17 protein-coding genes, 1 tRNA gene and 1 pseudogene are annotated in these 21,799 nt (G+C 61.6%); 14 read left to right on the top strand and 5 right to left on the bottom strand.

From position 1 onward, the window contains the following. Positions 1 to 187: 187 nt before the first annotated feature. A tRNA-Arg gene (locus tag AC07VG_RS25980) sits at positions 188 to 264 on the bottom strand. A 397-nt stretch (positions 265 to 661) separates the two neighbouring features. Here AC07VG_RS25980 and gabD point away from each other — a divergent pair. From gabD to AC07VG_RS25965, 3 genes are all read left to right on the top strand, one after another. Then, positions 662 to 2,104, top strand: coding sequence for an NADP-dependent succinate-semialdehyde dehydrogenase (gene gabD, locus AC07VG_RS25975; protein WP_248797926.1), 1,443 nt, complete (start codon positions 662 to 664; stop codon positions 2,102 to 2,104). Between the two features lie 174 nt (positions 2,105 to 2,278). Next, positions 2,279 to 3,562 (top strand): 4-aminobutyrate--2-oxoglutarate transaminase, encoded by a 1,284-nt coding sequence (gabT, locus tag AC07VG_RS25970; protein ID WP_495003018.1) that lies wholly within the window; start codon positions 2,279 to 2,281, stop codon positions 3,560 to 3,562. Between the two features lie 132 nt (positions 3,563 to 3,694). Beyond that, positions 3,695 to 4,906: an HDOD domain-containing protein gene (locus tag AC07VG_RS25965; RefSeq protein WP_495003019.1), complete on the top strand. Its 1,212-nt coding sequence runs from the start codon at positions 3,695 to 3,697 to the stop codon at positions 4,904 to 4,906. A gap of 174 nt (positions 4,907 to 5,080) precedes the next feature. Here the strand turns inward: AC07VG_RS25965 and AC07VG_RS25960 are convergent, their stop codons facing one another. Then, positions 5,081 to 6,070 (bottom strand): GGDEF domain-containing protein, encoded by a 990-nt coding sequence (locus tag AC07VG_RS25960; RefSeq protein WP_495022136.1) that lies wholly within the window; start codon positions 6,068 to 6,070, stop codon positions 5,081 to 5,083. 147 nt (positions 6,071 to 6,217) lie between these two features. Next, positions 6,218 to 7,402 carry a delta-9 fatty acid desaturase DesA gene (gene desA / locus AC07VG_RS25955; protein WP_495003021.1) on the bottom strand — a complete coding sequence of 395 codons (1,185 nt, stop codon included), beginning with the start codon at positions 7,400 to 7,402 and terminating at the stop codon, positions 6,218 to 6,220. A gap of 167 nt (positions 7,403 to 7,569) precedes the next feature. Between desA and dibA the strand changes: the two genes are divergently transcribed. The 9 genes and pseudogenes from dibA to AC07VG_RS25910 form a co-directional block, all read left to right on the top strand. Next, entirely contained in the window at positions 7,570 to 9,489 is a 1,920-nt protein-coding gene (dibA, locus tag AC07VG_RS25950) for a phosphodiesterase DibA (RefSeq protein ID WP_495003022.1), read from the top strand. Positions 9,490 to 9,826: 337 nt separating this feature from the next. After that, the gene (oscA, locus tag AC07VG_RS25945; RefSeq protein WP_040071968.1) at positions 9,827 to 10,009 is read left to right on the top strand and encodes a sulfur starvation response protein OscA; all 183 of its coding nucleotides are present in this window, start codon (positions 9,827 to 9,829) and stop codon (positions 10,007 to 10,009) included. Between the two features lie 156 nt (positions 10,010 to 10,165). Then, complete coding sequence (locus tag AC07VG_RS25940; protein WP_495003023.1) at positions 10,166 to 11,176, top strand: sulfate ABC transporter substrate-binding protein; 1,011 nt, start codon at positions 10,166 to 10,168, stop codon at positions 11,174 to 11,176. A 70-nt stretch (positions 11,177 to 11,246) separates the two neighbouring features. Further along, complete coding sequence (gene cysT, locus AC07VG_RS25935; RefSeq protein ID WP_495022135.1) at positions 11,247 to 12,065, top strand: sulfate ABC transporter permease subunit CysT; 819 nt, start codon at positions 11,247 to 11,249, stop codon at positions 12,063 to 12,065. Between the two features lie 13 nt (positions 12,066 to 12,078). Beyond that, the gene (cysW, locus tag AC07VG_RS25930; protein ID WP_495003025.1) at positions 12,079 to 12,951 is read left to right on the top strand and encodes a sulfate ABC transporter permease subunit CysW; all 873 of its coding nucleotides are present in this window, start codon (positions 12,079 to 12,081) and stop codon (positions 12,949 to 12,951) included. Positions 12,952 to 12,954: 3 nt separating this feature from the next. Continuing rightward, positions 12,955 to 13,944, top strand: coding sequence for a sulfate/molybdate ABC transporter ATP-binding protein (locus AC07VG_RS25925; protein WP_495003026.1), 990 nt, complete (start codon positions 12,955 to 12,957; stop codon positions 13,942 to 13,944). A 271-nt stretch (positions 13,945 to 14,215) separates the two neighbouring features. Next, positions 14,216 to 15,589: a cytochrome C gene (locus AC07VG_RS25920; protein ID WP_495003027.1), complete on the top strand. Its 1,374-nt coding sequence runs from the start codon at positions 14,216 to 14,218 to the stop codon at positions 15,587 to 15,589. Beyond that, on the top strand, positions 15,586 to 16,098 hold the full coding sequence (locus AC07VG_RS25915; protein WP_495003028.1) for a sorbitol dehydrogenase: 513 nt from the start codon (positions 15,586 to 15,588) through the stop codon (positions 16,096 to 16,098). The genes AC07VG_RS25920 and AC07VG_RS25915 overlap by 4 nt, the downstream gene beginning before the upstream one ends. Further along, positions 16,095 to 17,948 (top strand): annotated as a pseudogene (locus AC07VG_RS25910) (GMC family oxidoreductase); the annotation flags it as partial. The gene AC07VG_RS25915 and the pseudogene AC07VG_RS25910, both read left to right, overlap by 4 nt. Before the next feature lie 80 nt (positions 17,949 to 18,028). On the opposite strand, the gene AC07VG_RS25905 reads toward AC07VG_RS25910, so the two are convergent. Continuing rightward, positions 18,029 to 18,553, bottom strand: coding sequence for an Mpo1 family 2-hydroxy fatty acid dioxygenase (locus tag AC07VG_RS25905; protein ID WP_495003029.1), 525 nt, complete (start codon positions 18,551 to 18,553; stop codon positions 18,029 to 18,031). An 86-nt stretch (positions 18,554 to 18,639) separates the two neighbouring features. On the opposite strand from AC07VG_RS25905, the gene AC07VG_RS25900 reads away from it, so the two are divergent. Then, positions 18,640 to 19,326: a Crp/Fnr family transcriptional regulator gene (locus tag AC07VG_RS25900; protein ID WP_495003030.1), complete on the top strand. Its 687-nt coding sequence runs from the start codon at positions 18,640 to 18,642 to the stop codon at positions 19,324 to 19,326. Between the two features lie 19 nt (positions 19,327 to 19,345). On the opposite strand, the gene AC07VG_RS25895 is transcribed toward AC07VG_RS25900, so the two are convergent. Next, entirely contained in the window at positions 19,346 to 20,350 is a 1,005-nt protein-coding gene (locus AC07VG_RS25895; RefSeq protein ID WP_495022134.1) for an AraC family transcriptional regulator, read from the bottom strand. Positions 20,351 to 20,446: 96 nt separating this feature from the next. Between AC07VG_RS25895 and AC07VG_RS25890 the strand changes: the two genes are divergently transcribed. Next, positions 20,447 to 21,520 (top strand): fatty acid desaturase, encoded by a 1,074-nt coding sequence (locus AC07VG_RS25890; protein ID WP_495022133.1) that lies wholly within the window; start codon positions 20,447 to 20,449, stop codon positions 21,518 to 21,520. Positions 21,521 to 21,799 lie beyond the last annotated feature (279 nt).

Here is a 21,799-nt window from a genome sequence, read left to right as displayed (position 1 = left end):
TTTAAATTGCACCTGACATCTGAGCCTGGTAATTCGGCTAGGCGAGACGTACCGATATCGACGAGCCATTCATAGGCAAACTGATTGAAGTTCTAGACCAAGAGGCTGATCAGTGGCTGTCCCGGCCGACCCGGGCCCGAAAACAAAAATGCCCCGGATCAACGATCCGGGGCATTTTATTTGCAGATGGTGCACCAGGCGGGATTCGAACCCACGACCCCTGCCTTCGGAGGGCAGTACTCTATCCAGCTGAGCTACTGGTGCTTATGCGGGCGACATCATACCCATGTCAGCCCGGGGCGTCCATTCAGGTTTTGTCGGGAAATTCTCTTTGTGGATTTTCTCCGACTGAGCGCCCCGTCTTGGCGACTTCGAAAGGGCGCGCGAAGGCTCGAGCTTCACGTTGATCAGAAAAAACCGGCAAAAGCGCCATTTTCGTTCTTTTTTTCGAACAGACTATTGTCCTTTACCCCCATTGATCCTAGGATTCGTTTGAGATTTCAAACGCTCTTGTCTGGGTGCTGAACCGCACATCGATCTCATGTGCGCTATTTATGTGCTTCGGCCCGGTGAATGAATTTCCTGACGGCAGCCCTCAAGGCGCCTTTCTACAATCAATAATTCGCTCCGCGCATGCGCGGTGCTGTTAAGGAAAGCCTACATGCAGCTCAAAGACACCCAGTTGTTCCGCCAGCAAGCCTTCATTGATGGGGCTTGGGTCGATGCGGACAATGGTCAGACGATCAAGGTCAACAATCCGGCCACCGGCGAAATCCTCGGCACCGTGCCAAAAATGGGCGCCGCCGAAACCCGTCGTGCCATCGAAGCCGCTGACAAGGCCCTGCCGGCCTGGCGTGCCCTGACCGCCAAAGAGCGTGCGAACAAACTGCGTCGCTGGTACGAGCTGATCATCGAGAACCAGGACGATCTGGCCCGCCTGATGACCCTCGAACAAGGCAAGCCATTGGCCGAAGCCAAGGGCGAAATCGTCTATGCCGCCTCCTTCATCGAATGGTTCGCCGAAGAAGCCAAGCGCATCTACGGTGATGTGATTCCGGGCCACCAGCCGGACAAGCGCCTGATCGTGATCAAGCAGCCGATCGGCGTCACCGCCGCCATCACCCCGTGGAACTTCCCGGCTGCGATGATCACCCGTAAAGCCGGCCCGGCCCTGGCCGCCGGTTGCACCATGGTGCTCAAGCCCGCTTCGCAAACCCCGTTCTCGGCCTTCGCCCTGGCCGAACTGGCCCAACGTGCCGGGATCCCGAAAGGCGTGTTCAGCGTGGTGTCCGGTAGCGCCGGCGATATCGGCAGCGAGCTGACCAGCAACCCGATCGTGCGCAAGCTGTCCTTCACCGGTTCGACCGAAATCGGTCGTCAACTGATGGCCGAATGCGCCAAGGACATCAAGAAGGTTTCCCTGGAACTGGGCGGCAACGCTCCATTCATCGTGTTCGACGATGCAGATCTGGACAAGGCCGTCGAAGGCGCGATCATTTCCAAGTACCGCAACAACGGCCAGACCTGCGTCTGCGCCAACCGCTTGTACATCCAGGATTCGGTCTACGATGCGTTCGCCGAGAAGCTGAAAGTGGCGGTCGCCAAGCTGAAGATCGGCAACGGTCTGGAAGAAGGCACCACCACCGGTCCGCTGATCGACGAGAAGGCCGTGGCCAAGGTTCAGGAACACATCGCCGACGCCCTGAGCAAAGGCGCGACCCTGCTGGCCGGCGGCAAGTCCATCGAAGGCAACTTCTTCGAGCCGACCATCCTGACCAACGTCTCCAAGGACGCCGCCGTGGCCAAGGAAGAAACCTTCGGTCCATTGGCCCCGCTGTTCCGCTTCAAAGACGAAGCCGAAGTGATCGCGATGTCCAACGACACCGAGTTCGGCCTGGCTTCCTACTTCTACGCCCGCGACCTGGGCCGGGTGTTCCGTGTGGCCGAAGCCCTGGAATACGGCATGGTCGGTGTCAACACCGGGCTGATCTCCAATGAAGTCGCGCCGTTCGGCGGCATCAAGGCGTCGGGCCTGGGCCGTGAAGGCTCCAAGTACGGCATCGAAGACTACCTGGAAATCAAATATCTCTGCCTGGGCATCTAACCCGGCAGGTGGTTCAGCGAGAGGGGCACGAGAGCGCTGCTCCTGTCGCGTTTCAAACGACACTTTAGTGTGGCCGGAACGCTGTACCAGTCGATCATCGTATGCTGGTGCAGTGGGCTCCCCGCCGCGTCATCCTTGAACCACGCCGCCCGATGAGCGGTGAATGAGGACACCATGAGCAAGACCAACGCATCCCTGATGAAACGCCGCGAAGCCGCTGTACCGCGCGGCGTCGGCCAGATCCACCCGATCTTCGCCGACCACGCGAAGAACGCCACGGTGACCGACGTCGAAGGTCGCGAGTTCATCGACTTCGCCGGCGGTATCGCCGTGCTCAACACCGGTCACCTGCACCCGAAAATCATCGCCGCGGTGACCGAGCAGTTGAACAAGCTGACTCACACCTGCTTCCAGGTCCTGGCCTACGAACCCTACGTAGAGCTGTGCGAAAAAATCAACGCCAAGGTCCCGGGTGATTTCGCCAAGAAAACCCTGCTGGTCACCACCGGTTCCGAAGCCGTGGAAAACGCCGTGAAAATCGCCCGTGCCGCCACTGGCCGCGCCGGCGTGATCGCCTTCACCGGCGCCTACCACGGTCGCACCATGATGACCCTGGGCCTGACCGGTAAAGTCGTGCCTTACTCGGCCGGCATGGGCCTGATGCCAGGCGGCATCTTCCGCGCGCTGTACCCGAACGAACTGCACGGCGTGAGCATCGACGACTCCATCGCCAGCATCGAGCGCATCTTCAAGAACGACGCCGAGCCCCGTGATATCGCCGCGATCATCATCGAGCCGGTCCAGGGCGAAGGCGGTTTCTACGTCGCGCCTAAAGCGTTTATGCAGCGCCTGCGCGCCTTGTGCGACCAGCACGGCATCCTGCTGATCGCCGACGAAGTGCAAACCGGCGCCGGTCGTACCGGTACCTTCTTCGCCATGGAGCAGATGGGCGTTGCCGCCGACCTGACCACTTTCGCCAAATCCATTGCCGGCGGCTTCCCGTTGGCCGGTGTCTGCGGCAAGGCCGAATACATGGACGCCATTGCGCCCGGCGGCCTCGGCGGCACCTACGCCGGTAGCCCGATCGCTTGCGCCGCGGCCCTGGCCGTGATGGAAGTGTTTGAGGAAGAGCACCTGCTGGATCGCTGCAAAGCGGTCGGCGAGCGCCTGGTGACCGGTCTGAAGAAGATTCAGGCCAAGTACCCGGCGGTGATCGGTGAAGTGCGGGCCCTGGGCGCGATGATCGCGATCGAGCTGTTCGAAGGCGGCGACAGCCACAAGCCGAACGCGGCCGCTGTGGCTCAGGTCGTGGCCAAGGCCCGTGACAAGGGCCTGATCCTGCTGTCCTGCGGCACCTACGGCAACGTGTTGCGCGTACTGGTTCCGCTGACCTCGCCGGACGAGCAGTTGGACAAAGGCCTGGCAATCATCGAAGAGTGCTTCGCTGAACTCGCCTGAGTTGTGACTCGATAGACAAAAAGACCCGCTTCGGCGGGTTTTTTTGTTTCACGGCGGCGTAATAGTGGCTTTTGGCTGTATCTGCCTGCGTGTATTGACTAATGTGTCAGGATTGCTCTCGGAGAGTGCTTGATGACTGCTGTGGATTTACCCGCTGTACCCCGTGTGTTGATTGTCGAGGCGGAGCCTTGGTCACGGGACCTGTTGAAGCAGGTGCTGTTGAACGTGCGTTGTGATGCCCGATTGGAAATCTGTGCTGATGGCCACCACGCGCTTGAGTTGCTCAGCGAGCAAGCCTTCGATCTGGTGATTGCGGACTGGGAGTTGCCGGGTGTCGATGGCCTGAGCCTGCTGCGCGGCCTGCGTCAGAAAAAACGCACTCCGCCACTGCCGTTCATTCTGGTGGGCTCGCGTAACGACGTGGCCAGCGTGCGGGAAATCCTGCCGCTGCAACCGACGGCTTACCTGACCAAACCGCTGAATATGGAGAGCCTGACCCAGCGCCTGCAGGATCTGTTGCTGGATGCAGGACAGGCGGTCTCGTGCGAAATTCCGGCCCTGGTACCGGGCATGACCGTGGCGAAGTTTCTCGAACGCCGTCGCGAGGAGTCGGACGGTGCGCCGCTGATGGCGGATGTACAGGTGGCGGTCAACCGCAGCCTCAATCCCGGCGGCCTTGACCTGAAGCTGCTGGAGCAGGAAATCCGCACCGACCCGCAAATCACCGCCGTGCTGATCGCGGCAGCCAACAGTGCGGCCCAGCATCATGGCAGTGCGGTGCAGACTCTGGCCCAGGCGTTGCAACGGCTCGGTGCGGCGCAGAGCATGAACCTGATCCTCGGCCTGACTCTCAAGCGCAGCGCCCGGCTCAGTGATGCGGCCCTGGGTGACTACGCCGAGCGTTACTGGGAGTTGTCGCTGCACACGGCCGAATATGGCTACTCCCTGGCGCGCTTGCTCGATCTGGATCAGGAGCGTTGTTATTGCGCCGGGTTGTTGCATCGTCTGGGTGACCTGGCCTTGTTGCGGTGTTTGCAAGAGTGGCTGAGCGCGGGCGGTGAGCTGGATGATGAACTGATCGGCGAATCGCTCTATGCCCTTGGCGCCGGCTTCGGTTCGGCGCTGCGCACGCGCTGGCGTCTGCCGCTGGAGTTGCGGGAGCTGATTGCGGCGGTCTATCAGCTCGGTGGCGGGGTTTACTCGCGCGAGGCCCTGGTGATGAACCTGGCGGCGCAAATGGCGCGGCTGACGCCCCATGAGGGCGTTGAAGAAATCGCCAAGAGCCGCACGGCGCGCTTGCTCAAAGTCGGGTTGCCGGAGTTGATGCGTTTGCGCAAAAACTGATGATCCCCCGCCTCCGGGTTGTACACATAACCCTGTAGGAGCCGGCTTGCCGGCGATGGCGGCCGTGAGATCAATGCAAGGCTTGCTGGCCTCATCGCCGGCAAGCCGGCCCCCACAGTGATTGCGTTGACCGGCGTTGCGAGTCCAGGGGCAAGACGGCCTCTACAACGGGGGTTACGCCAGTACGATCTGGTTCTTGCCCTGGCGCTTGGCCTGGTACATCGCGCTGTCCGCCCGGGCGAACAGCGGATCGAGGCTCTCGTCCTCCGGTGTCAGGCTGGTCAGGCCCTGGCTGACAGTAACGCCGAAGCCTTTGCCGTCGTGGCTGAAGCTCAGGCGCTGGATCTCCCGTTGCAGGCGCTCGGCGATCTGCCGGGCCATCTCCGGTGCGCAGCCGGGCAGCAGCGCGGCGAATTCTTCACCGCCAATCCGACCGAACAGATCGCCAATGCGCAGCGCACCGCGTCCGGTTTCGGCGATCCGCTGCAACACCAGGTCGCCTTCGGGGTGGCCGTAGGTGTCGTTGATCAGCTTGAAGTCATCGATGTCGAGCAGCAGGAACGCCAGGGGCGAATTCTGCAGGCGGGCCTCTTCGAAGGCGCGATGGGCACTGTCGAAAAAGTGCCGGCGGTTGCTGCTGCCGGTCAGCACATCGGTGGTGGCCAGGCGCTGCAACTCGTCTTCCAGCGCTTTCTTCTCGGTGATGTCCTCAGCGATGCCGACCACGATCACCCGTTGCCGCGGCTCGGCATGGCGACTGATGAAGCACTTGTCGCTGAGCCAGCGAATCTGCCCGTCGGCACTGATGATGCGGTACTCGCGATCCTCCACCGAACCTTTTTCCAGCACCTGGGCCAGGCTGCGCTCGGCGTAGTCGAGGTCGTCGGGGTAGATGCTGTTGCGCCATTCGCGGTAGTCGGCCAGAAGCAGGCCGGCCGAGCGGTCAAAGATCCGCTCGTAGGCGGGGCTGACATAGAGCATCTGCTGGGTATCCCAGTCCAGTGCCCAGAGCACCGCATTGACGCTGACCAGCAGTGAACTGAAGAGTTGTTCGCGTTCGCCCAGGCGGGCGACTTCCGCCTGGGCGTGCATCAAGGCCAGCAGGGTTTCAGCGGCTTTTGGCCACTGTGGGAGGGAAGGCGGTTTCGAATTCTTGTTGACCATCGGCACTCATCTCACAGGACGTGCCGACCGTTAAGGCGGCACGGCCACGCTACAACCCGCCGGGATGGCGACGTGTTTTTGAGATAGGGCCAGGGCCGCTAAGTTCCGCTCGGCACGCCCCTGGAAGGGGCGCGCCGATCAACGGTGTCAGGCAACCGAGGGACGCAACGAGTAGGTTTTCAGCTGATCGGCGAAGTCGCGCAACGACTGGATGCCGCTGGCCTCGGCTTCGTGGACCCAATCCTTGATCGCGGCAAGCATATCGTGGCCATTTGAGCTGGTCTTGACCCAGATCTGTTGCAGGGCCAGGCGTTTCTCGTAAATTACCTTGAGTGCCTGGCTATGGGCGAGCATGGTTTCGATGCGCACCTGGTGGTTTTCGCTGAGCAGGCTGGTTTCCCGCGACAGCAGGCGCTTGGCCCGGCGGAACTGATGGCGTACCGAATGATCGACCTTGGCCAGCTCCTGTTGCACCAGCGGGGCGATCACCAGCTTGCGGTACTGGGCCATGATCTGGAAGCGATTGTTGAGGATCGCCATGGCCGTGTCCATGTCCAGGTGACCCTTGCCTTCGACCCGGTGGGCGATGGGCGCGACACGTTGCACCTTGGCCAGTCCCAGGAAACTGAAGACCTTGATCCAGGCCCAGCCCAGGTCGAATTCCCATTTCTTGACCGACAGCTTGGCCGAGTTGGGGTAGGTATGGTGGTTATTGTGCAGCTCTTCGCCGCCGATCAGGATGCCCCAGGGCATCAGGTTGGTGGCGGCGTCACGGCATTCGAAGTTGCGATAACCGACCGCGTGGCCCAGGCCGTTGATCACGCCGGCGGCCCAGAAGGGAATCCACATCATCTGGATGGCCCAGACGGTGATGCCGATGGCGCCGAACAGCAGCAGGTCGATCACCGCCATGAGGGCGATACCGAGCATTTTGTAGCGCGAATAGAGGCGCTGCTCGAGCCAGTCGTCCGGGCAGTTCTTGCCGTAGATGCGCAGGGTCTCGGGGTTGCTGGCCTCGGCCCGGTATAGCTCGGCACCGGTACGCAGAACCGTGGACAGGCCGAGGATCACCGGACTGTGGGGGTCGTCGACGGTTTCACATTTTGCGTGATGTTTACGGTGGATCGCGGTCCACTCGCGAGTATTCTGTGCCGTGGTCAGCCACAGCCAGAAGCGGAAAAAGTGTTTCAGGCCACCGTTGAGCTCCAGGGAGCGGTGGGCCGAATAGCGATGCAGATAGACCGTGACGCCGACAATGGTCACGTGGGTCATCAACAGGGTGACCGCCACTACTTGCCAGGCTGACAGGTCAAGAAAACCGTTGTACCACATAGGCTGTATGGCCCTCGAAAAAGTAAAGAACAGCCCGTGCATTATCACCGAGCCCACAGAGAAAACCAGTCGCTGTTTCAGATAAGAGTGGCGGGATGTTTCTTACTCTATAATTCCGGCCAATTTGTAGGGCAGTTTGGCGTTTCTAGAGGGAATTAGTACCGTTTATGTCGATTTCAAATCGCAATGCCCTGAGGTCAGGTCTGCTTTACCTGCTGCTGTCGGTCCTCTGGATCCAGCTCAGCCAGCACCTGTTGAGCAGTTTTTTCGATGACCCTGAGCAGTTGGTGCATTGGCAGATCGCTCGCGGCTACCTGTGGGTGAGTGTCAGCGCCGTGCTGATTTTCCTGATCCATGCCCGTTACCAGCGTTTCGGCCATGCCGTCCCGGACTTGAAGCCCGGGTCCGAGGATCGTGAACGCTTGCGCCAGGCCGCGGCGGTGTTCGATTGCACCCGCGAGGGGGTATTGGTCACCGACAAGGACGGTTTGATCGTCCACGTCAACCGCGCCTTTGTCGCCATTACCGGTTATCAGGAAGCCGAGGTGCTGGGGGAGCGGCCGAACCTGTTCAAGTCCGGCCGGCATTCGGCGGACTTCTACCAGAAGGTCTATCAGGCGCTGGAGGCCACCGGCGAGTGGAGCGGTGAGATCTGGAACCGGCGCAAGAGCGGCGAAATCTATCCGCAGTGGCAGACGATCCGAGCGATCCACGACGATCTGGGGCAGCTCAGCCAGTATGTCGCGGTGTTTTCCGATATCAGCGCGATCAAGGACTCGCAGCACGAGCTGGCGCAACTGGCCAACTACGATCCCCTGACCGGCCTGCCCAATCGCCTGCTGTTCACCGACCGCGCCAGCCAGGCGCTGGCCTCGGCGCAGGTGCACAAGCGCGGTTGCGCCTTGCTGCTGATCGACCTGGATCACTTCAAGATCATCAACGACAGCCTCGGCCACAACATCGGCGACCAATTGCTCAAGGCGGTCGGCGAGCGCCTGCAGCAGCTGTTCGGCAGTGGCATCAGCCTGGCCCGCCTGGGCGGTGACGAGTTCGCCGTGTTGGCGGAGAACTGCCCACAGGTGGTGCAAGCGGCGGCCCTGGCACAGCGGGTGATCGAGGGTTTGAAGGAGCCGTTCCAGCTCGATGGGCATCAGTTGTTTATCAGCGCCAGTATCGGCATCAGCCTGTTCCCCAGCGATTCGTTGAATGCCGAGCAATTGCTGCGCAATGCCGACTCGGCCTTGTTCAAGGCCAAGAGCGCGGGGCGTGAAGGTTATGCCCTGTACACCGAGGAACTGACCGCCCATGCCCAGCATCGGGTGGAAATGGCGGGTGAGTTGCGTCGGGCGCTGGAGCAGGACGAGTTGCGGGTCTATTACCAGCCGGTGCATGACCTGAGCAGCAGCCGGCTGATCGGGGTCGAAGCCCTGGTGCGCTGGGAACATCCGCAGCGCGGGTTGGTGTCGCCCGGCGAGTTTATCCCGATTGCCGAGCGCACCGGGCTGATCGCCGAGATCGACGCCTGGGTCATGCAGCAGTCCTGCCAGCAGATGTGCCAGTGGTTGCAGGACGGCGTGAAGCTGTCGTTTATCGCGGTGAACGTCTCCAGTCGCCTGTTTGCCCGGCGCGAGCTGTACCAGCAGGTGGCGAAGGTGCTCGACGACACCGGTCTGGACCCGGCGTTGTTGGAGCTGGAGGTGACCGAAAGCGCGGTGATGGACGACCCGGAGGTGGCGCTGGAGCAACTGCATCGCTTGCGCGAACTGGGGGTGAGCCTGGCGATCGACGATTTCGGCACCGGGTATTCCTCGTTGCTGCGGCTCAAGCGGCTGCCGGTGCAGAAACTCAAGATCGACCAGGGCTTCGTCGCCGGTTTGCCGTGGGACGAAGACGATGCGGCGATTGTCCGGGTGGTCATCGCCCTGGCGCAAAGCATGGGCATGCAGGTCCAGGCCGAAGGCATCGAACAGGCCGAGCAGGCGCGCTTCCTGCTTGATCAGTCCTGCGACCTGGGGCAGGGCTACTGGTTCGGACGGCCGATGCCGGCGGAGAAGCTCGATTGGTTGTGCGCGCCGGTGATTGCCTGACCGCTTGAGTCTTACGCCGTCTGTCCGGACGCCATCGCCGGCAAGCCGGCTCCCACACAGGATTTGTGCCTTCCACAAATCCCTTGTCCGGCACAGCCCCTGTTACTGGGGCTGTGCCATACGAAATCCTGCATTTGACACGATCTCCTGTAGGCGCCGGCTTGCTGGCGATCCGACGCGCAGCGGCGGCCACTCCTTGCAGTTCCCTTAATGATATTTTGGTTATATTAAAATTCTTAAATAGTATTTTTAAGAATAACTTCGCCTGTCTAAGATTGCCCTCACGCCACAAGCAGTGCCCCACTGCCGGGGCAACTCTCATTTCAGGAGCACGACCATGAGCGCATCTCTGCGTAGCGTTGACGGCCAGGACGAAGCAACCATTCTGCGTGAGATCCAGAGCGCCTTGCGCGACCTGCGTTTCGGCGCCGTCGAGATCACCGTTCACAACGCACAAGTGGTCCAGATCGAACGCAAGGAAAAATTCCGTCTGCAAAACCCGGGCAGCAAACCCAGCTGAGCCGCGCGTCTTCCTCTGTTCAATCAGCGGCGCGACTGATCACCTGCGGGCGCCATCCCATGAGCCCCGGTCAACACCAGAGCGTTCGAGCCCGAATGCGGGCCGCAAGCGCCATCAGAAAAAAGCCAATACACCCACATTTTCGGGAGTTTCAGCATGTCGTCGATTCGCCGTTACGCCCTGGCCGCGTTCGCCAGTGCCGTATTTGCCGGTTCCGCCGTTGCTAAGGATTACGAGTTGCTCAACGTGTCCTACGACCCGACCCGTGAGCTGTACCAGGACTACAACGCCGAATTCACCCGCTTCTGGAAGCAGGCCCATCCTGGCGACAATGTGAAGATCCAGCAATCCCATGGCGGTTCGGGCAAGCAAGGCCGCGCCGTGATCGACGGCCTGCGTGCCGACGTAGTGACCCTGGCCCTGGCCGGCGATATCGACGAAATCGCCAAGCTCGGCAAGACCTTGCCCGAGGACTGGCAAAAACGCCTGCCGGACGCCAGCACCCCCTACACCTCGACCATCGTGTTCCTGGTGCGCAAGGGCAACCCCAAGGGCATCAAGGACTGGGGCGACCTGCTCAAGAAAGATGTCTCGGTGATCACCCCGAACCCGAAAACCAGCGGTGGTGCGCGCTGGAACTTCCTCGCCGCCTGGGCCTACGGCCTGAAAGCCGGCGGCAGCGAAGCCAAGGCTCAGGAATACGTGAAGGCGCTGTTCAAGCACGTGCCGATCCTCGACACCGGCGCTCGCGGCTCGACCATCACCTTCGTCAACAACGGTCAGGGCGACGTGCTGCTGGCCTGGGAAAACGAAGCCTTCCTGGCCTTGAAGGAAGACGGCGGCGCCGACAAGTTCGATATCGTCGTGCCGTCCCTGTCGATCCTCGCCGAGCCACCGGTGGCCGTGGTCGACAAGAATGCCGAGAAAAAGGGCAACAGCGAGATCGCCACTGAATACCTCAAGCACCTGTACAGCCCGGCTGGCCAGGAGATCGCCGCGAAGAACTTCTACCGTCCACGGGATGAGAAGATCGCCGCCAAGTACGCCCAACAGTTCCCTAAACTGGATCTGGTGACTATCGACAAAGACTTCGGCGGCTGGAAAGCGGCCCAACCGAAGTTCTTCAATGATGGTGGCGTGTTCGACCAGATCTACACGGCGCAGTAAGCCACACTACCTGTAGGAGCCGCCGGTCGACGCTCCTACAGTGGTATCTACCCGTTAACCAAGGACTTTTATGTCGCGTCGTATCTCCCCCGTCATACCCGGCTTCGGGCTGACGCTGGGCTACACCTTGGTGTACCTCAGCCTGATCGTACTCATCCCCCTGGCGGCGATGTTTGTACATGCCGCGCAACTCACCTGGGACCAGTTCTACGCCATCATCTGCGCGCCGCGCGTGCTGGCGGCGTTGAAACTGAGCTTCGGTACCGCGCTGTGCGCCGCGATCGTCAACGGCATTATCGGTACGCTGCTGGCCTGGGTGCTGGTGCGCTATACCTTTCCCGGTCGCAAGATCATCGATGCGATGATCGACCTGCCGTTCGCCTTGCCCACCGCCGTGGCCGGTATCGCGCTGACCGCGCTGTACACGCCGACAGGCCTGGTGGGGCAGTTCGCCGCCGACCTCGGTTTCAAGATCGCCTACACCCCCTTGGGCATTACCCTGGCGCTGACCTTCGTCACGCTGCCGTTCGTCGTGCGCACCGTGCAGCCGGTGCTGGCCGATATCCCCCGGGAAATCGAAGAGGCCGCCGCCTGCCTGGGGGCCAAGCCCTTGCAAGTGTTCCGCTACATCCTGGTGCCGGCGCTGCTGCCCGCCTGGTTGACCGGTTTTGCCCTGGCCTTCGCCCGCGGTGTCGGTGAGTACGGTTCGGTGATTTTCATCGCCGGCAACATGCCGATGAAAACCGAGATCCTGCCGCTGCTGATCATGGTCAAGCTCGACCAATACGACTACACCGGCGCGACCTCCATCGGCGTGCTGATGCTGGTGGTTTCCTTTGTCCTGTTGCTGCTGATCAACTTGTTGCAGCGGCGCATTGAAACCCCATAAGGAGGCGCGGAAAATGTCCCAATCGTCTATTACCGCCGCCTCGTCGGCCAACGCTGCCCGCCGTGGCAGCGCCGTTTCGCGGCGTATCCTGATCAGCCTTGGTTGGCTGATCTTTGCGCTGTTTTTACTCTTGCCACTGTTTATCGTGGTGTCCCAGGGCCTGAAACTCGGCCTGGGGGCGTTCTTCACCGCGATCTTCGAACCGGACGCCCTCTCGGCGCTGAAACTGACGGTGATCGCCGTGCTGATCTCGGTGCCGCTGAACCTGGTCTTCGGGGTCAGCGCCGCCTGGTGCGTGAGCAAGTATTCGTTCCGTGGCAAGAGCATGCTGGTGACCCTGATCGACCTGCCGTTCTCGGTCTCGCCGGTGATTGCGGGTCTGGTCTACGTGCTGATGTTCGGCGCCCAGGGCTTTTTCGGCCCCTGGCTGGCGGATCACGACATCCAGATCGTCTTTGCCTTGCCGGGCATCGTCCTGGCGACCATCTTCGTCACCGTGCCTTTCGTCGCCCGGGAACTGATCCCGCTGATGCAGGAGCAGGGCACCCAGGAAGAAGAGGCCGCGCGCCTGCTGGGCGCCAACGGCTGGCAGATGTTCTGGCATGTCACCGTGCCGAACATCAAGTGGGGCCTGATCTACGGCGTGGTGCTCTGCACCGCGCGGGCGATGGGCGAGTTCGGTGCGGTGTCGGTGGTTTCCGGGCACATTCGCGGGGTGACCAATACCCTGCCGCTGCACGTCGAGATCCTCTACAACGAATACAACCACGTGGCCGCGTTCGCCGTGGCGAGCCTGTTGCTGATCCTGGCGCTCTTCATCCTGCTGCTCAAGCAGTGGAGCGAAAACCGTATCAACCGCCTGCGCGCCAGCGCCGCGGAGGAATAAGTCATGTCGATCGAAGTCCGTAATGTCAGCAAGAACTTCAATGCCTTCAAGGCCCTGGACCGCATCAATCTGGATATCCAGAGCGGCGAGCTGGTGGCCTTGCTCGGCCCGTCCGGTTGCGGCAAGACCACCTTGCTGCGGATCATCGCCGGGCTGGAAACCCCGGATGAGGGCAGTATCGTGTTCCACGGCGAAGACGTTTCCGGCCACGATGTGCGTGATCGCAACGTCGGTTTCGTGTTCCAGCACTACGCGCTGTTCCGGCATATGACGGTGTTCGACAACGTCGCCTTCGGCCTGCGCATGAAGCCGAAGAACCAGCGCCCGAACGCAAGCCAGATCGCGACCAAGGTCCATGAGCTGCTGAACATGGTGCAGCTCGATTGGCTGGCCGACCGTTACCCGGAGCAGTTGTCCGGTGGTCAGCGCCAGCGTATTGCCCTGGCCCGGGCCTTGGCGGTGGAACCCAAGGTGTTGCTGCTGGACGAACCCTTCGGCGCGCTGGATGCCAAGGTCCGCAAGGAGCTGCGGCGCTGGTTGGCGCGGCTGCACGAAGATATCAACCTGACCTCGGTGTTCGTGACCCACGATCAGGAAGAAGCGATGGAAGTCGCCGACCGTATCGTGGTGATGAACAAGGGCGTGATCGAGCAGATCGGCTCACCGGGCGAGGTCTATGAGAACCCGGCCAGTGATTTCGTCTACCACTTCCTCGGTGACTCCAACCGCCTGCACCTGGGGGACGACAACCATGTGCTGTTCCGGCCCCATGAAGTGTCGCTGTCGCGCCATGAGCTGGAAGACCACCATGCCGCCGAAGTGCGCGATATCCGTCCGCTGGGTGCGACGACCCGGGTGACCTTGAAGGTTGAAGGCCAGAGCGAACTGATCGAAGCCGAAGTGGTGAAGGACCACGACAGCCTGATCGGCCTGACGCGGGGGGAAACCTTGTTCTTCAAGCCCAAGGTCTGGCAGAAACTCGCCACTCTCTGAAACGTCCGGGCGAGCCGTCGACGCTTCGATGGCTTGCCCGCTGCTGTCCGCGCTTTTCTCCTCGCGTTGGCCGGTCGGCGTGCTGCCGTGGGGCTTTCCAAAAAATACGGCTATTAGCTATTGCCTTTAGTTCATTTCGATCTAACAAGCGCTCCATGACCTTTCGAATCCTTATCTACGCTGCTGGTTATGCCAGGAGGGCGCAGTTAAAGAGTCTTTGAAGGACCGGCGTTTTACCTCCTGGTTAGCCTGATGCCAAGGAGATACACGCATGAAAATGGAAGTCTGTCGGCCCTGCCCTGCTCTGGGTGGTGCTTTGTTTTGCGCGCTGCTGAGTCCCATGACCTTCGCCGCCCCCACGTTGTCGACGCAAATTCCCTTCGATGTCACGGTGGTCACTCCACCAGCCCCTACGCTGAGCAGCCTGCAACAGGATTTCGATGTGCTGTCATGGCAGACCTTTATCGCTCTGAACTGGCCGGCATTGGAGAACGGTAATCCCAATACCGGTGTCCAGATTGGCAAGCAGGATGGCGCCACTGTCTGGGAAAGCTGGCGAGAGAGTTATCAGATCTTTCTGCCCAAGGGCCAGACCCCCGCTGGCTGGAGTGCCCCGCCGACCCTTCCCAAGGCCTGCGAGGGCCTCAAGTCCGGGCGCCTGTTGCAACAGATGGGCAAGGTCCCGGACGTGCTGGATGAGTTTATCCAGCCGTTCCAGAGTGGCCCGTTGGTGGATCAGACCGGGACTTACACCCGCAACGAGATTGTGGTGAACCAGTCGATGTTCAACGACATCACCGGCAAGGGGCTCTACAGCGTCCAGGGACAACAGGCGTTCTTCGCGGCCAACCCGCACAATCGCGTGGCGTTCAGCTGTGGCTCGAACAAGACCCGGCAAGTCGGGGCGGTCATGGTCAAGGCGTCCTGGAAGGTGCTTGACGGCAATGACCAGCGCTCGCGCTTCCATACAGTCGATGCTCTGGTCTACACCCCCGGCAACAGCGATCCGACCCATGGGCCTATCGTTGCCGAGTCCTGCAAGGCCGAGCCGGTGGGGTTGGTGGGGCTGCACATCGTGCACAAGACCGCCGGTGCGCCGCAGTGGGTCTGGTCGACCTTCGAGCACGTGGACAATGTGCCGGAAAAGACCACGCCGCTGGCGCAGCGCACAGGACCTTACCTGTTCTACAACGCAGCCAGCAACGCGCCGGTCAATCAACCGCCGCCGCGTCCCTGGAACCCGGCGGTCAAGGCCACGCCTTCGCAAATCGTGCGTGAGACCCCCTTGAGCGCGGCGACCAAGACCTTGAACAGCACCTATCAGAGCCTGCTGCGCACGGTGAATCGCAATAGTGTCTGGGCCAACTACCAGTTGATCAGCACCCAGTGGCCGACCCAACCGGCCGCCGACTGCGAGGTGCCGTCCCCGACCAACCCGCTGGGCACTCCGGCGCCGACCTTCCTGGCCAACACCACCCTGGAAACCTTTATCCAGGGCTCGGTGCCGCAGGCGTCGTCCAGTTGCATGGAATGCCATAACAACGCCACGACCCGTGTGACGCAGAACCCGCGTACCGCTTTTGCCGACTTCACCTATTTGCTTGAACGTGCCCAATCCACCACGGGCACAGGGAGTAAGCCATGAGTACTGATCTGGATAATTTCATCGGTTTGTCCTCGGCCCTGCTGGGTATTTCGGCCGACAAGCTGGCGCCACCGATCGATCCCATCGCACTGGCACCGCAATTTCTGACCTACATCCGGCCCAAGCTTACGGACCGGGTGCTTACCGCGCTGCTCAGCCAGTATGCGACGCTGCTGGCCGATCATCAGACGCCTGACCAGATTGCCCAGGCGATCCTCATGAGTGGCGCACAGCCGGCTCAGACGCAAACCGCCGAGGCGGCCCGTTCGATCATGAAGCTCTGGCTGCTGGGGGTCTGGTACCAACCCTATAACGTCGGTTTCTCCAAGAAGGACCGGCAATGGGTGGTCTCTGACCTGGCCTATCAGGAGAGTTGGGCGTGGAAGGTCGCGCAGGCCCATCCCATGGGCTACAGCCAGTTTCATTTCGGTTATTGGAGTGAAACACCGCCGAGCCTGGAGGCTTTCACCGGCGTACCGGCGAGTGCAAAACAAGGAGCCTGGTCATGAGCACTGAACATGCGGATGTGGTCATCGTCGGTGCCGGCCTGGCGGGCAGCATCATCGCCTACCAGTTGGGCCTGGCTGGAGTGAAGGTCCTGGTGTTGGAGTCGGGTCCGTCGATACCGGCCAACCGCAGCGAATACATGGAGCGCTTCTACACCGCCACCCTGAAAACGCCGGAGTCGCCTTACCCGCCGGCCAGCACGCTGGAGCCTGTGCTGCACCCCGAGCTCAACCCCGCCATGCAAAACGCGCCACGGCCCACCATCGCCGATCTGATCAATGGCTGGAAGGACCCGAATATCAGTTATCTGGTACAGAAAGGTCCGCTGGCCTTCGCCAGCACCTATGAGCGCGTCGGTGGCGGCACCACCTGGCATTGGGTCGGCACCTGCCTGCGGATGCTGCCCAACGACTTCCGCCTAAAGACTCTTTACGGTGTCGGCGTCGACTGGCCGATTGGCTATGACGATTTGCAGAGCGCCTATTGCCGGGCCGAGGAGGAGATCGGTGTGTCGGCCGCGGTAGCCGACCAGGGCTACCTGGGCCTGACCTTCTCGCAAGGTTACGAGTTTCCGATGCACAGCATTCCCCTGTCACTGGTTGACGGCAGCTTTGTGCAGGCGGTACAGGGCAAGTCGTTCGCCGGCTTGCCGCTGGTGGTGAGTCCGACTCCCGCTGGCCGGAACTCCGAGCCTTATGCCGGCCGACGAGTGTGCGCGGGCAATACCAACTGCACGCCGATCTGTCCGATCCAGGCCAAGTACGATGCCACGGTGACCCTGAACAAGGCCCTGGAAACCGGCAATGTGCGGGTGCTCTACAAGACCGTGGCCAGTCGGGTGACGGTGGCGGCGGACAAGGGCATCAGCGGCATCGAATTCATCCAGTATCAACTCGGCGATGGCCCACCCACCGGTACCGGGGTGGCGACCGCGCAGCGTTATGTGATCGCCGCACATGCCATTGAGACCCCCAAATTGTTGCTCAACTCCACCAGCACCCAGTGGCCTCACGGCGTTGCCAACAGCAGCGGGCAGGTCGGGCGCAGCCTGTCGGACCATCCGATCTATCTCGCCTGGGGGATGATGCCGGAGGGGAAATCGGTGTTCCCATATCGTGGACCGGTGTCCACCGCCGGTATCGAGAGCCTGCGCGACGGGGCGTTTCGCCGCCAGCGCGCGGCCTGGCGGATAGAGATCGGAAATGAAGGCTGGAACTGGCCGGTCGGTGACCCCTATACCACGGTTTCCGACCTGGTCGATGGCAAGAACGCCAGTAAGAGCAATCCACTGCCGGGCACCGACCAGCCAACACAGACGCTCTATGGCAGCGCGTTGATCAAGGCCCTCAACGACCGGTTGATCCGCCAGTTCCGCATCGGCTTCCTGGTGGAGCAGGTGGAAGATGATCCGGACCGTGCCAACTGCTACATCAGCCCTTCGGCCGTTTACAAGGATCGCCTGGGTATCCCGCGACCCGAGATCCACTATGACCTGTCCAACTACACCAAGGAAGGGTTCAAGCAGGCACGTATCGCCGCCAGCTACATCATCAAGGAGTTGCTGGGGGCCACCGAGCTGACCGACCTCAATCCAGACCCTGCCTTCAATGCCGGTATTTTCGACTACGAGGGCCAGCGTTACCCTTTCCAGGGGGCCGGGCACCTGATGGGCACTTACCGCATGGGCGCCGATCCGAGGACCTCGGTGGTCAACAAGGATCAGCGCAGTTGGGATCACGCCAACCTGTTCCTGGTCGGCGATGGGGTGTTCCCCAGCAGCGGGACCTCCAACCCGAGCCTGACCATCGCCGCGCTGTCGTTCCAGGCCGCCGATGTGCTGATCAAGGATCTCAAGTGAGGGGACGGGGGCAGGTCGGTTGCGGCTGAAGGATCGAACCGGAGCGAGTGCTCAGCGCTCCGGTACCCGCCGTTTCATACCGAGATATTTTTACTGCGCAAGGCGACCGGGCCTGAACGTTCCTCGATGGCGCGTTTCAAGCCCTGGCGCAGCCCGAGCAAAAACAACAACTCCGCCACCACGAACAACGGCCCGACGATCAGCCCGCTGAGATCATCGACAAACGCCGGCTTGCGCCCTTCGTAGTAATGCCCGACGAACTGGATCGCCCAGCCGATCACGAACAGGCCGATTCCGCTCGCCAACCACACCAGCGTGCTCTGTGCCGCGAGGGTTTGGCCCGCCCAAACGGATAGGCCGAGCAGCACTGTCATCAGCAGTCCGAGGTCCCGTTCCAGGCGCAGATAAAACACCGCCGCGACCACCGCCAAAAACACTGCGGGGCTGATCCCGAGCCCGGCCACCGGCCACTCCGGCCGTGACAACAACACCGCCACGGCGACCACGATCAGGGGAATGCCGATGAAGTGGCTGGCGATATTGCGCGGGTCACGGTGATAGTCGGCGTATTGACTGAGATGCTCGACGAGGTTTTTCATTGTTATTCCTCCTGTAGGGTGATGGGATCATGCCCTACGCGAAACCTTCACTCTGTCAGCTACACGACAATCGTCTCGGAGTTCTCATGGATGTATCTGCCTGGCGCTCGCGCCTGCTGACCGGACACTGGTTCAACCACCTGCCCGCTCACTTGCAGGATAGCCTGCTCGCCGCCGCCAAGGGCCGGCGCCTGACGCCCGGCCAGCGCCTGTTCCAGCGCGGCGATCCGCCGTGCGGGCTGTATGCGGTGCTGGAAGGTTCGATCAGGGTCGGGACCCTCAGCGAGAAGGGCAAGGAGGCCTTGCTCGGGGTGATCGAACTGCCTTACTGGTTCGGCGAGATTTCTCTGTTCGATGGCCTGCCACGGACCCACGATGCCTATGCCGTGGGGCATACCATTCTGTTGCAGGTGCCTCAGGATGTTTTACTCAAGCTGCTCGACGAACATCCGGAGTACTGGCGGCAGTTCGCCTTGCTGATGAGCCAGAAACTGCGCCTGACCTTTCTCGGCCTGGAACAGTTGAGCCTGATGTCGGCCCCGGCGCGCCTGGCGCACCGTCTGTTATTGATTGCCGAAGGCTACGGCGAACTGAACCGTTCGCGACAATTGATCGAGGTGTCCCAGGAGCAGTTGGCGGCGATGTTGTCGCTGTCGCGCCAGACCACCAACCAGATCCTCCAGGATTTCCAGCAGCAGGGCATCCTGCGCACCCACTATGGCGGGCTCGAGATCCTCGATCTGGAGCGCCTGCGTTCCGTGGCGAGTGAGTGAAAATCTGTTACTGGTGCGCTCAGCGCAAGCCGTCGCGAAACTGCCCCGGAGTGATCCCGGTCCAGCGCTTGAACGCTCGGCTGAAGCTGCTGGTGTCGGCAAAACCGAGCAGATAGCTGACCTCGCTCAGCGAGCACTGCGGGTCGCGTAGGTGCAGCAGTGCGAGGTTCTCCCGACATTCGTTGAGCAGGGTGTCGTAGCGCGCGCCTTCATCGGCCAGGTGCCGTTGCAGGCTGCGCAGGCTCAGATGCAGGGTCTGGGCGATGCGTTCCGCCGATGGCTCGCCTTCCGGCAACTGGGCCTCGATGGCCTCACGCACGCGGCGCTCCCAGGTCAGCGGCTTCAATTGCGCCAGGGTGCGGTTGAGCACCGTCTCGTTGTGCTCGGCCAGTTCCGGGTTGGCATCGTCCAGGTGGCTGTCGAAATCGCTACAGGCGAACTCCAGCCGGTCCTCCTCGGCGGCGAAGAACACCGGAGCGCGGAACACCGTGTGCCAGGGCGTTGGATCGGCCGGTGCCGGGCGTCGCAGATACACCGCCAACGGCGCGTAATCGCGACCCAGGCGGTTGCGGCAGGTGCGCACATAGATCGAAACGAAGGCATCGATGGCTTCGGGGGCGGGCGCCGGGCCGTCCTTGGGCACTTGCAGGCGAAAACGATAACGTTCGCCCTCGCGGCTGAATTCCAGTTCCAGGGCATCGCTGACCACGTGGTGATAACGCACGATCCGTTCGAATACCTCGCGCAGGCTGCCGCTGGCCACCAGCGCGTAGCCGAGGGCGTGGAAAGTGGTCGGACTGACAAACCGCGAGACCCGCAAACCGATGGCCGGGTCGCCGCTGTTGGCCACGGCCAGCGCCCACAGGCGCGTGGTGGCCGACAGCGGGTAGCGGGCGTTGGGGTCGTCCATCAATTGCGGGTCGAGCCCGGCTTCGCGGCACAGGGCGGCGCTGTCGAGGCCCAGGGCGTCGAGCTGCTTGCGCAGGGCGCGGGTCCAGCTGGAGAGCGAGGTCGGTTCGGGCATGTTGGCGTATCCGGTCAACGGGTTGGCGTTCGCGGCTACGACCTTTGATGCGGCGACGGCGCAGGATACGAACATCAATAACCAAAGGATGGAATCATGGACGGTGTTTGCGCAAGTCCCGAGCGCCTGAATGCTCAACAACGATCAGCCGGTATTCGTGAAACGGTCATGGCCCGGGGCGTCGAATTGCGCCGACGCTATCCGCTGCTGAACCATCAGGACGCCCTGGGCACGGGCATCCTGGCGTTTGCCCTGGCCGGCATGATCGGATCGGCGGTGCTTTATGTGGACGGCTATCTGGCCTGGTGGGGGTGTTTGTTACTGAATGCTTTTTTTGCCTCGCTGACCCACGAGCTGGAACACGACCTGATCCACAGCATGTATTTCCGTAAGCAACGGCTGCCACACAACCTGATGCTGGCACTGGTCTGGCTGGCGCGGCCGAGCACCATCAACCCGTGGATTCGGCGCCATCTGCACCTCAATCATCACAAGGTCTCCGGCACTGAAGCGGACATGGAGGAGCGCGCCATTACCAATGGCGAGCCGTGGGGGATTGCCCGTCTGTTGATGGTCGGCGACAACGTGATGTCCTCGTTGATCCGCATGCTGCGGGCCAAGACCTGGAGCCACAAGTTCACCCTCCTCAAGCGCACGCTCCGGGTCTATGCGCCGCTGGCGCTGCTGCACTGGGGGGCGTGGTATGTATTTCTTGGTTTTCATGCGGCCAACGGGATCGCCGGTCTGTTGGGCATCTCCATCGACTGGTCGGCCCATACCCTGGCGGTGATGCAGGTGATCGATATCGCCGCGGTGGTGATTATCGGGCCGAATGTGCTGCGGACCTTTTGCCTGCATTTCGTCAGTTCGAACATGCACTATTACGGGGATCTTGAAGCGGGCAATGTGATCCAGCAGACCCAGGTGCTCAATCCCTGGTGGCTGTGGCCGTTGCAGGCGTTCTGTTTCAACTTCGGCAGCACCCACGGGATTCATCATTTCGTGGTCAAGGAACCGTTCTACATCCGCCAGATGACCGCGCCGGTGGCGCACAAGGTGATGGCCGAGATGGGCGTGCGCTTCAATGATTTCGGGACGTTCGGGCGGGCCAATCGGTTTGTCCGGGCCGAGCGCCAGAGCCCGCAGGCAGTGAGTGCGGCACAAGGCTGAAGGTGGTTATACAAACCCTGTAGGAGCCGGCTTGCCGGCGATGGCGGCCGGATCGACACCGCAAGACTCAAGGGCCCCTTCGCGGGCAAGCTCCGCTCCCACAGTGTCCGAGTGGTTCGCAAATTTTGTGTCCGAGCGAAACCCTGTAGGAGCCGGCTTGCCGGCGATGACGGCCGGATCGACACCGCAAGGCTCAAGGCCCCCTTCGCGGGCAAGCTCCGCTCCCACAGTGTCCGAGTGGTTCGCAAATTTTGTGTCCGAGCGAAACCCTGTAGGAGT

Source organism: Pseudomonas sp. GW821-FHT03C07 (genome assembly GCF_059420925.1).
This window is presented reverse-complemented; position numbering and strand designations above follow the sequence as displayed.

Excerpts from the sequence above, each read along its gene's own strand:
- gabD (WP_248797926.1), top strand. The coding sequence starts at position 662 with ATGCAGCTCAAAGACACCCAGTTGTTCCGCCAGCAAGCCTTCATTGAT.
- gabT (WP_495003018.1), top strand. The coding sequence starts at position 2,279 with ATGAGCAAGACCAACGCATCCCTGATGAAACGCCGCGAAGCCGCTGTA.
- AC07VG_RS25965 (WP_495003019.1), top strand. The coding sequence starts at position 3,695 with ATGACTGCTGTGGATTTACCCGCTGTACCCCGTGTGTTGATTGTCGAG.
- AC07VG_RS25960 (WP_495022136.1), bottom strand. The coding sequence starts at position 6,070 with ATGGTCAACAAGAATTCGAAACCGCCTTCCCTCCCACAGTGGCCAAAA.
- desA (WP_495003021.1), bottom strand. The coding sequence starts at position 7,402 with ATGTGGTACAACGGTTTTCTTGACCTGTCAGCCTGGCAAGTAGTGGCG.
- dibA (WP_495003022.1), top strand. The coding sequence starts at position 7,570 with ATGTCGATTTCAAATCGCAATGCCCTGAGGTCAGGTCTGCTTTACCTG.
- oscA (WP_040071968.1), top strand. The coding sequence starts at position 9,827 with ATGAGCGCATCTCTGCGTAGCGTTGACGGCCAGGACGAAGCAACCATT.
- AC07VG_RS25940 (WP_495003023.1), top strand. The coding sequence starts at position 10,166 with ATGTCGTCGATTCGCCGTTACGCCCTGGCCGCGTTCGCCAGTGCCGTA.
- cysT (WP_495022135.1), top strand. The coding sequence starts at position 11,247 with ATGTCGCGTCGTATCTCCCCCGTCATACCCGGCTTCGGGCTGACGCTG.
- cysW (WP_495003025.1), top strand. The coding sequence starts at position 12,079 with ATGTCCCAATCGTCTATTACCGCCGCCTCGTCGGCCAACGCTGCCCGC.
- AC07VG_RS25925 (WP_495003026.1), top strand. The coding sequence starts at position 12,955 with ATGTCGATCGAAGTCCGTAATGTCAGCAAGAACTTCAATGCCTTCAAG.
- AC07VG_RS25920 (WP_495003027.1), top strand. The coding sequence starts at position 14,216 with ATGAAAATGGAAGTCTGTCGGCCCTGCCCTGCTCTGGGTGGTGCTTTG.
- AC07VG_RS25915 (WP_495003028.1), top strand. The coding sequence starts at position 15,586 with ATGAGTACTGATCTGGATAATTTCATCGGTTTGTCCTCGGCCCTGCTG.
- AC07VG_RS25905 (WP_495003029.1), bottom strand. The coding sequence starts at position 18,553 with ATGAAAAACCTCGTCGAGCATCTCAGTCAATACGCCGACTATCACCGT.
- AC07VG_RS25900 (WP_495003030.1), top strand. The coding sequence starts at position 18,640 with ATGGATGTATCTGCCTGGCGCTCGCGCCTGCTGACCGGACACTGGTTC.
- AC07VG_RS25895 (WP_495022134.1), bottom strand. The coding sequence starts at position 20,350 with ATGCCCGAACCGACCTCGCTCTCCAGCTGGACCCGCGCCCTGCGCAAG.
- AC07VG_RS25890 (WP_495022133.1), top strand. The coding sequence starts at position 20,447 with ATGGACGGTGTTTGCGCAAGTCCCGAGCGCCTGAATGCTCAACAACGA.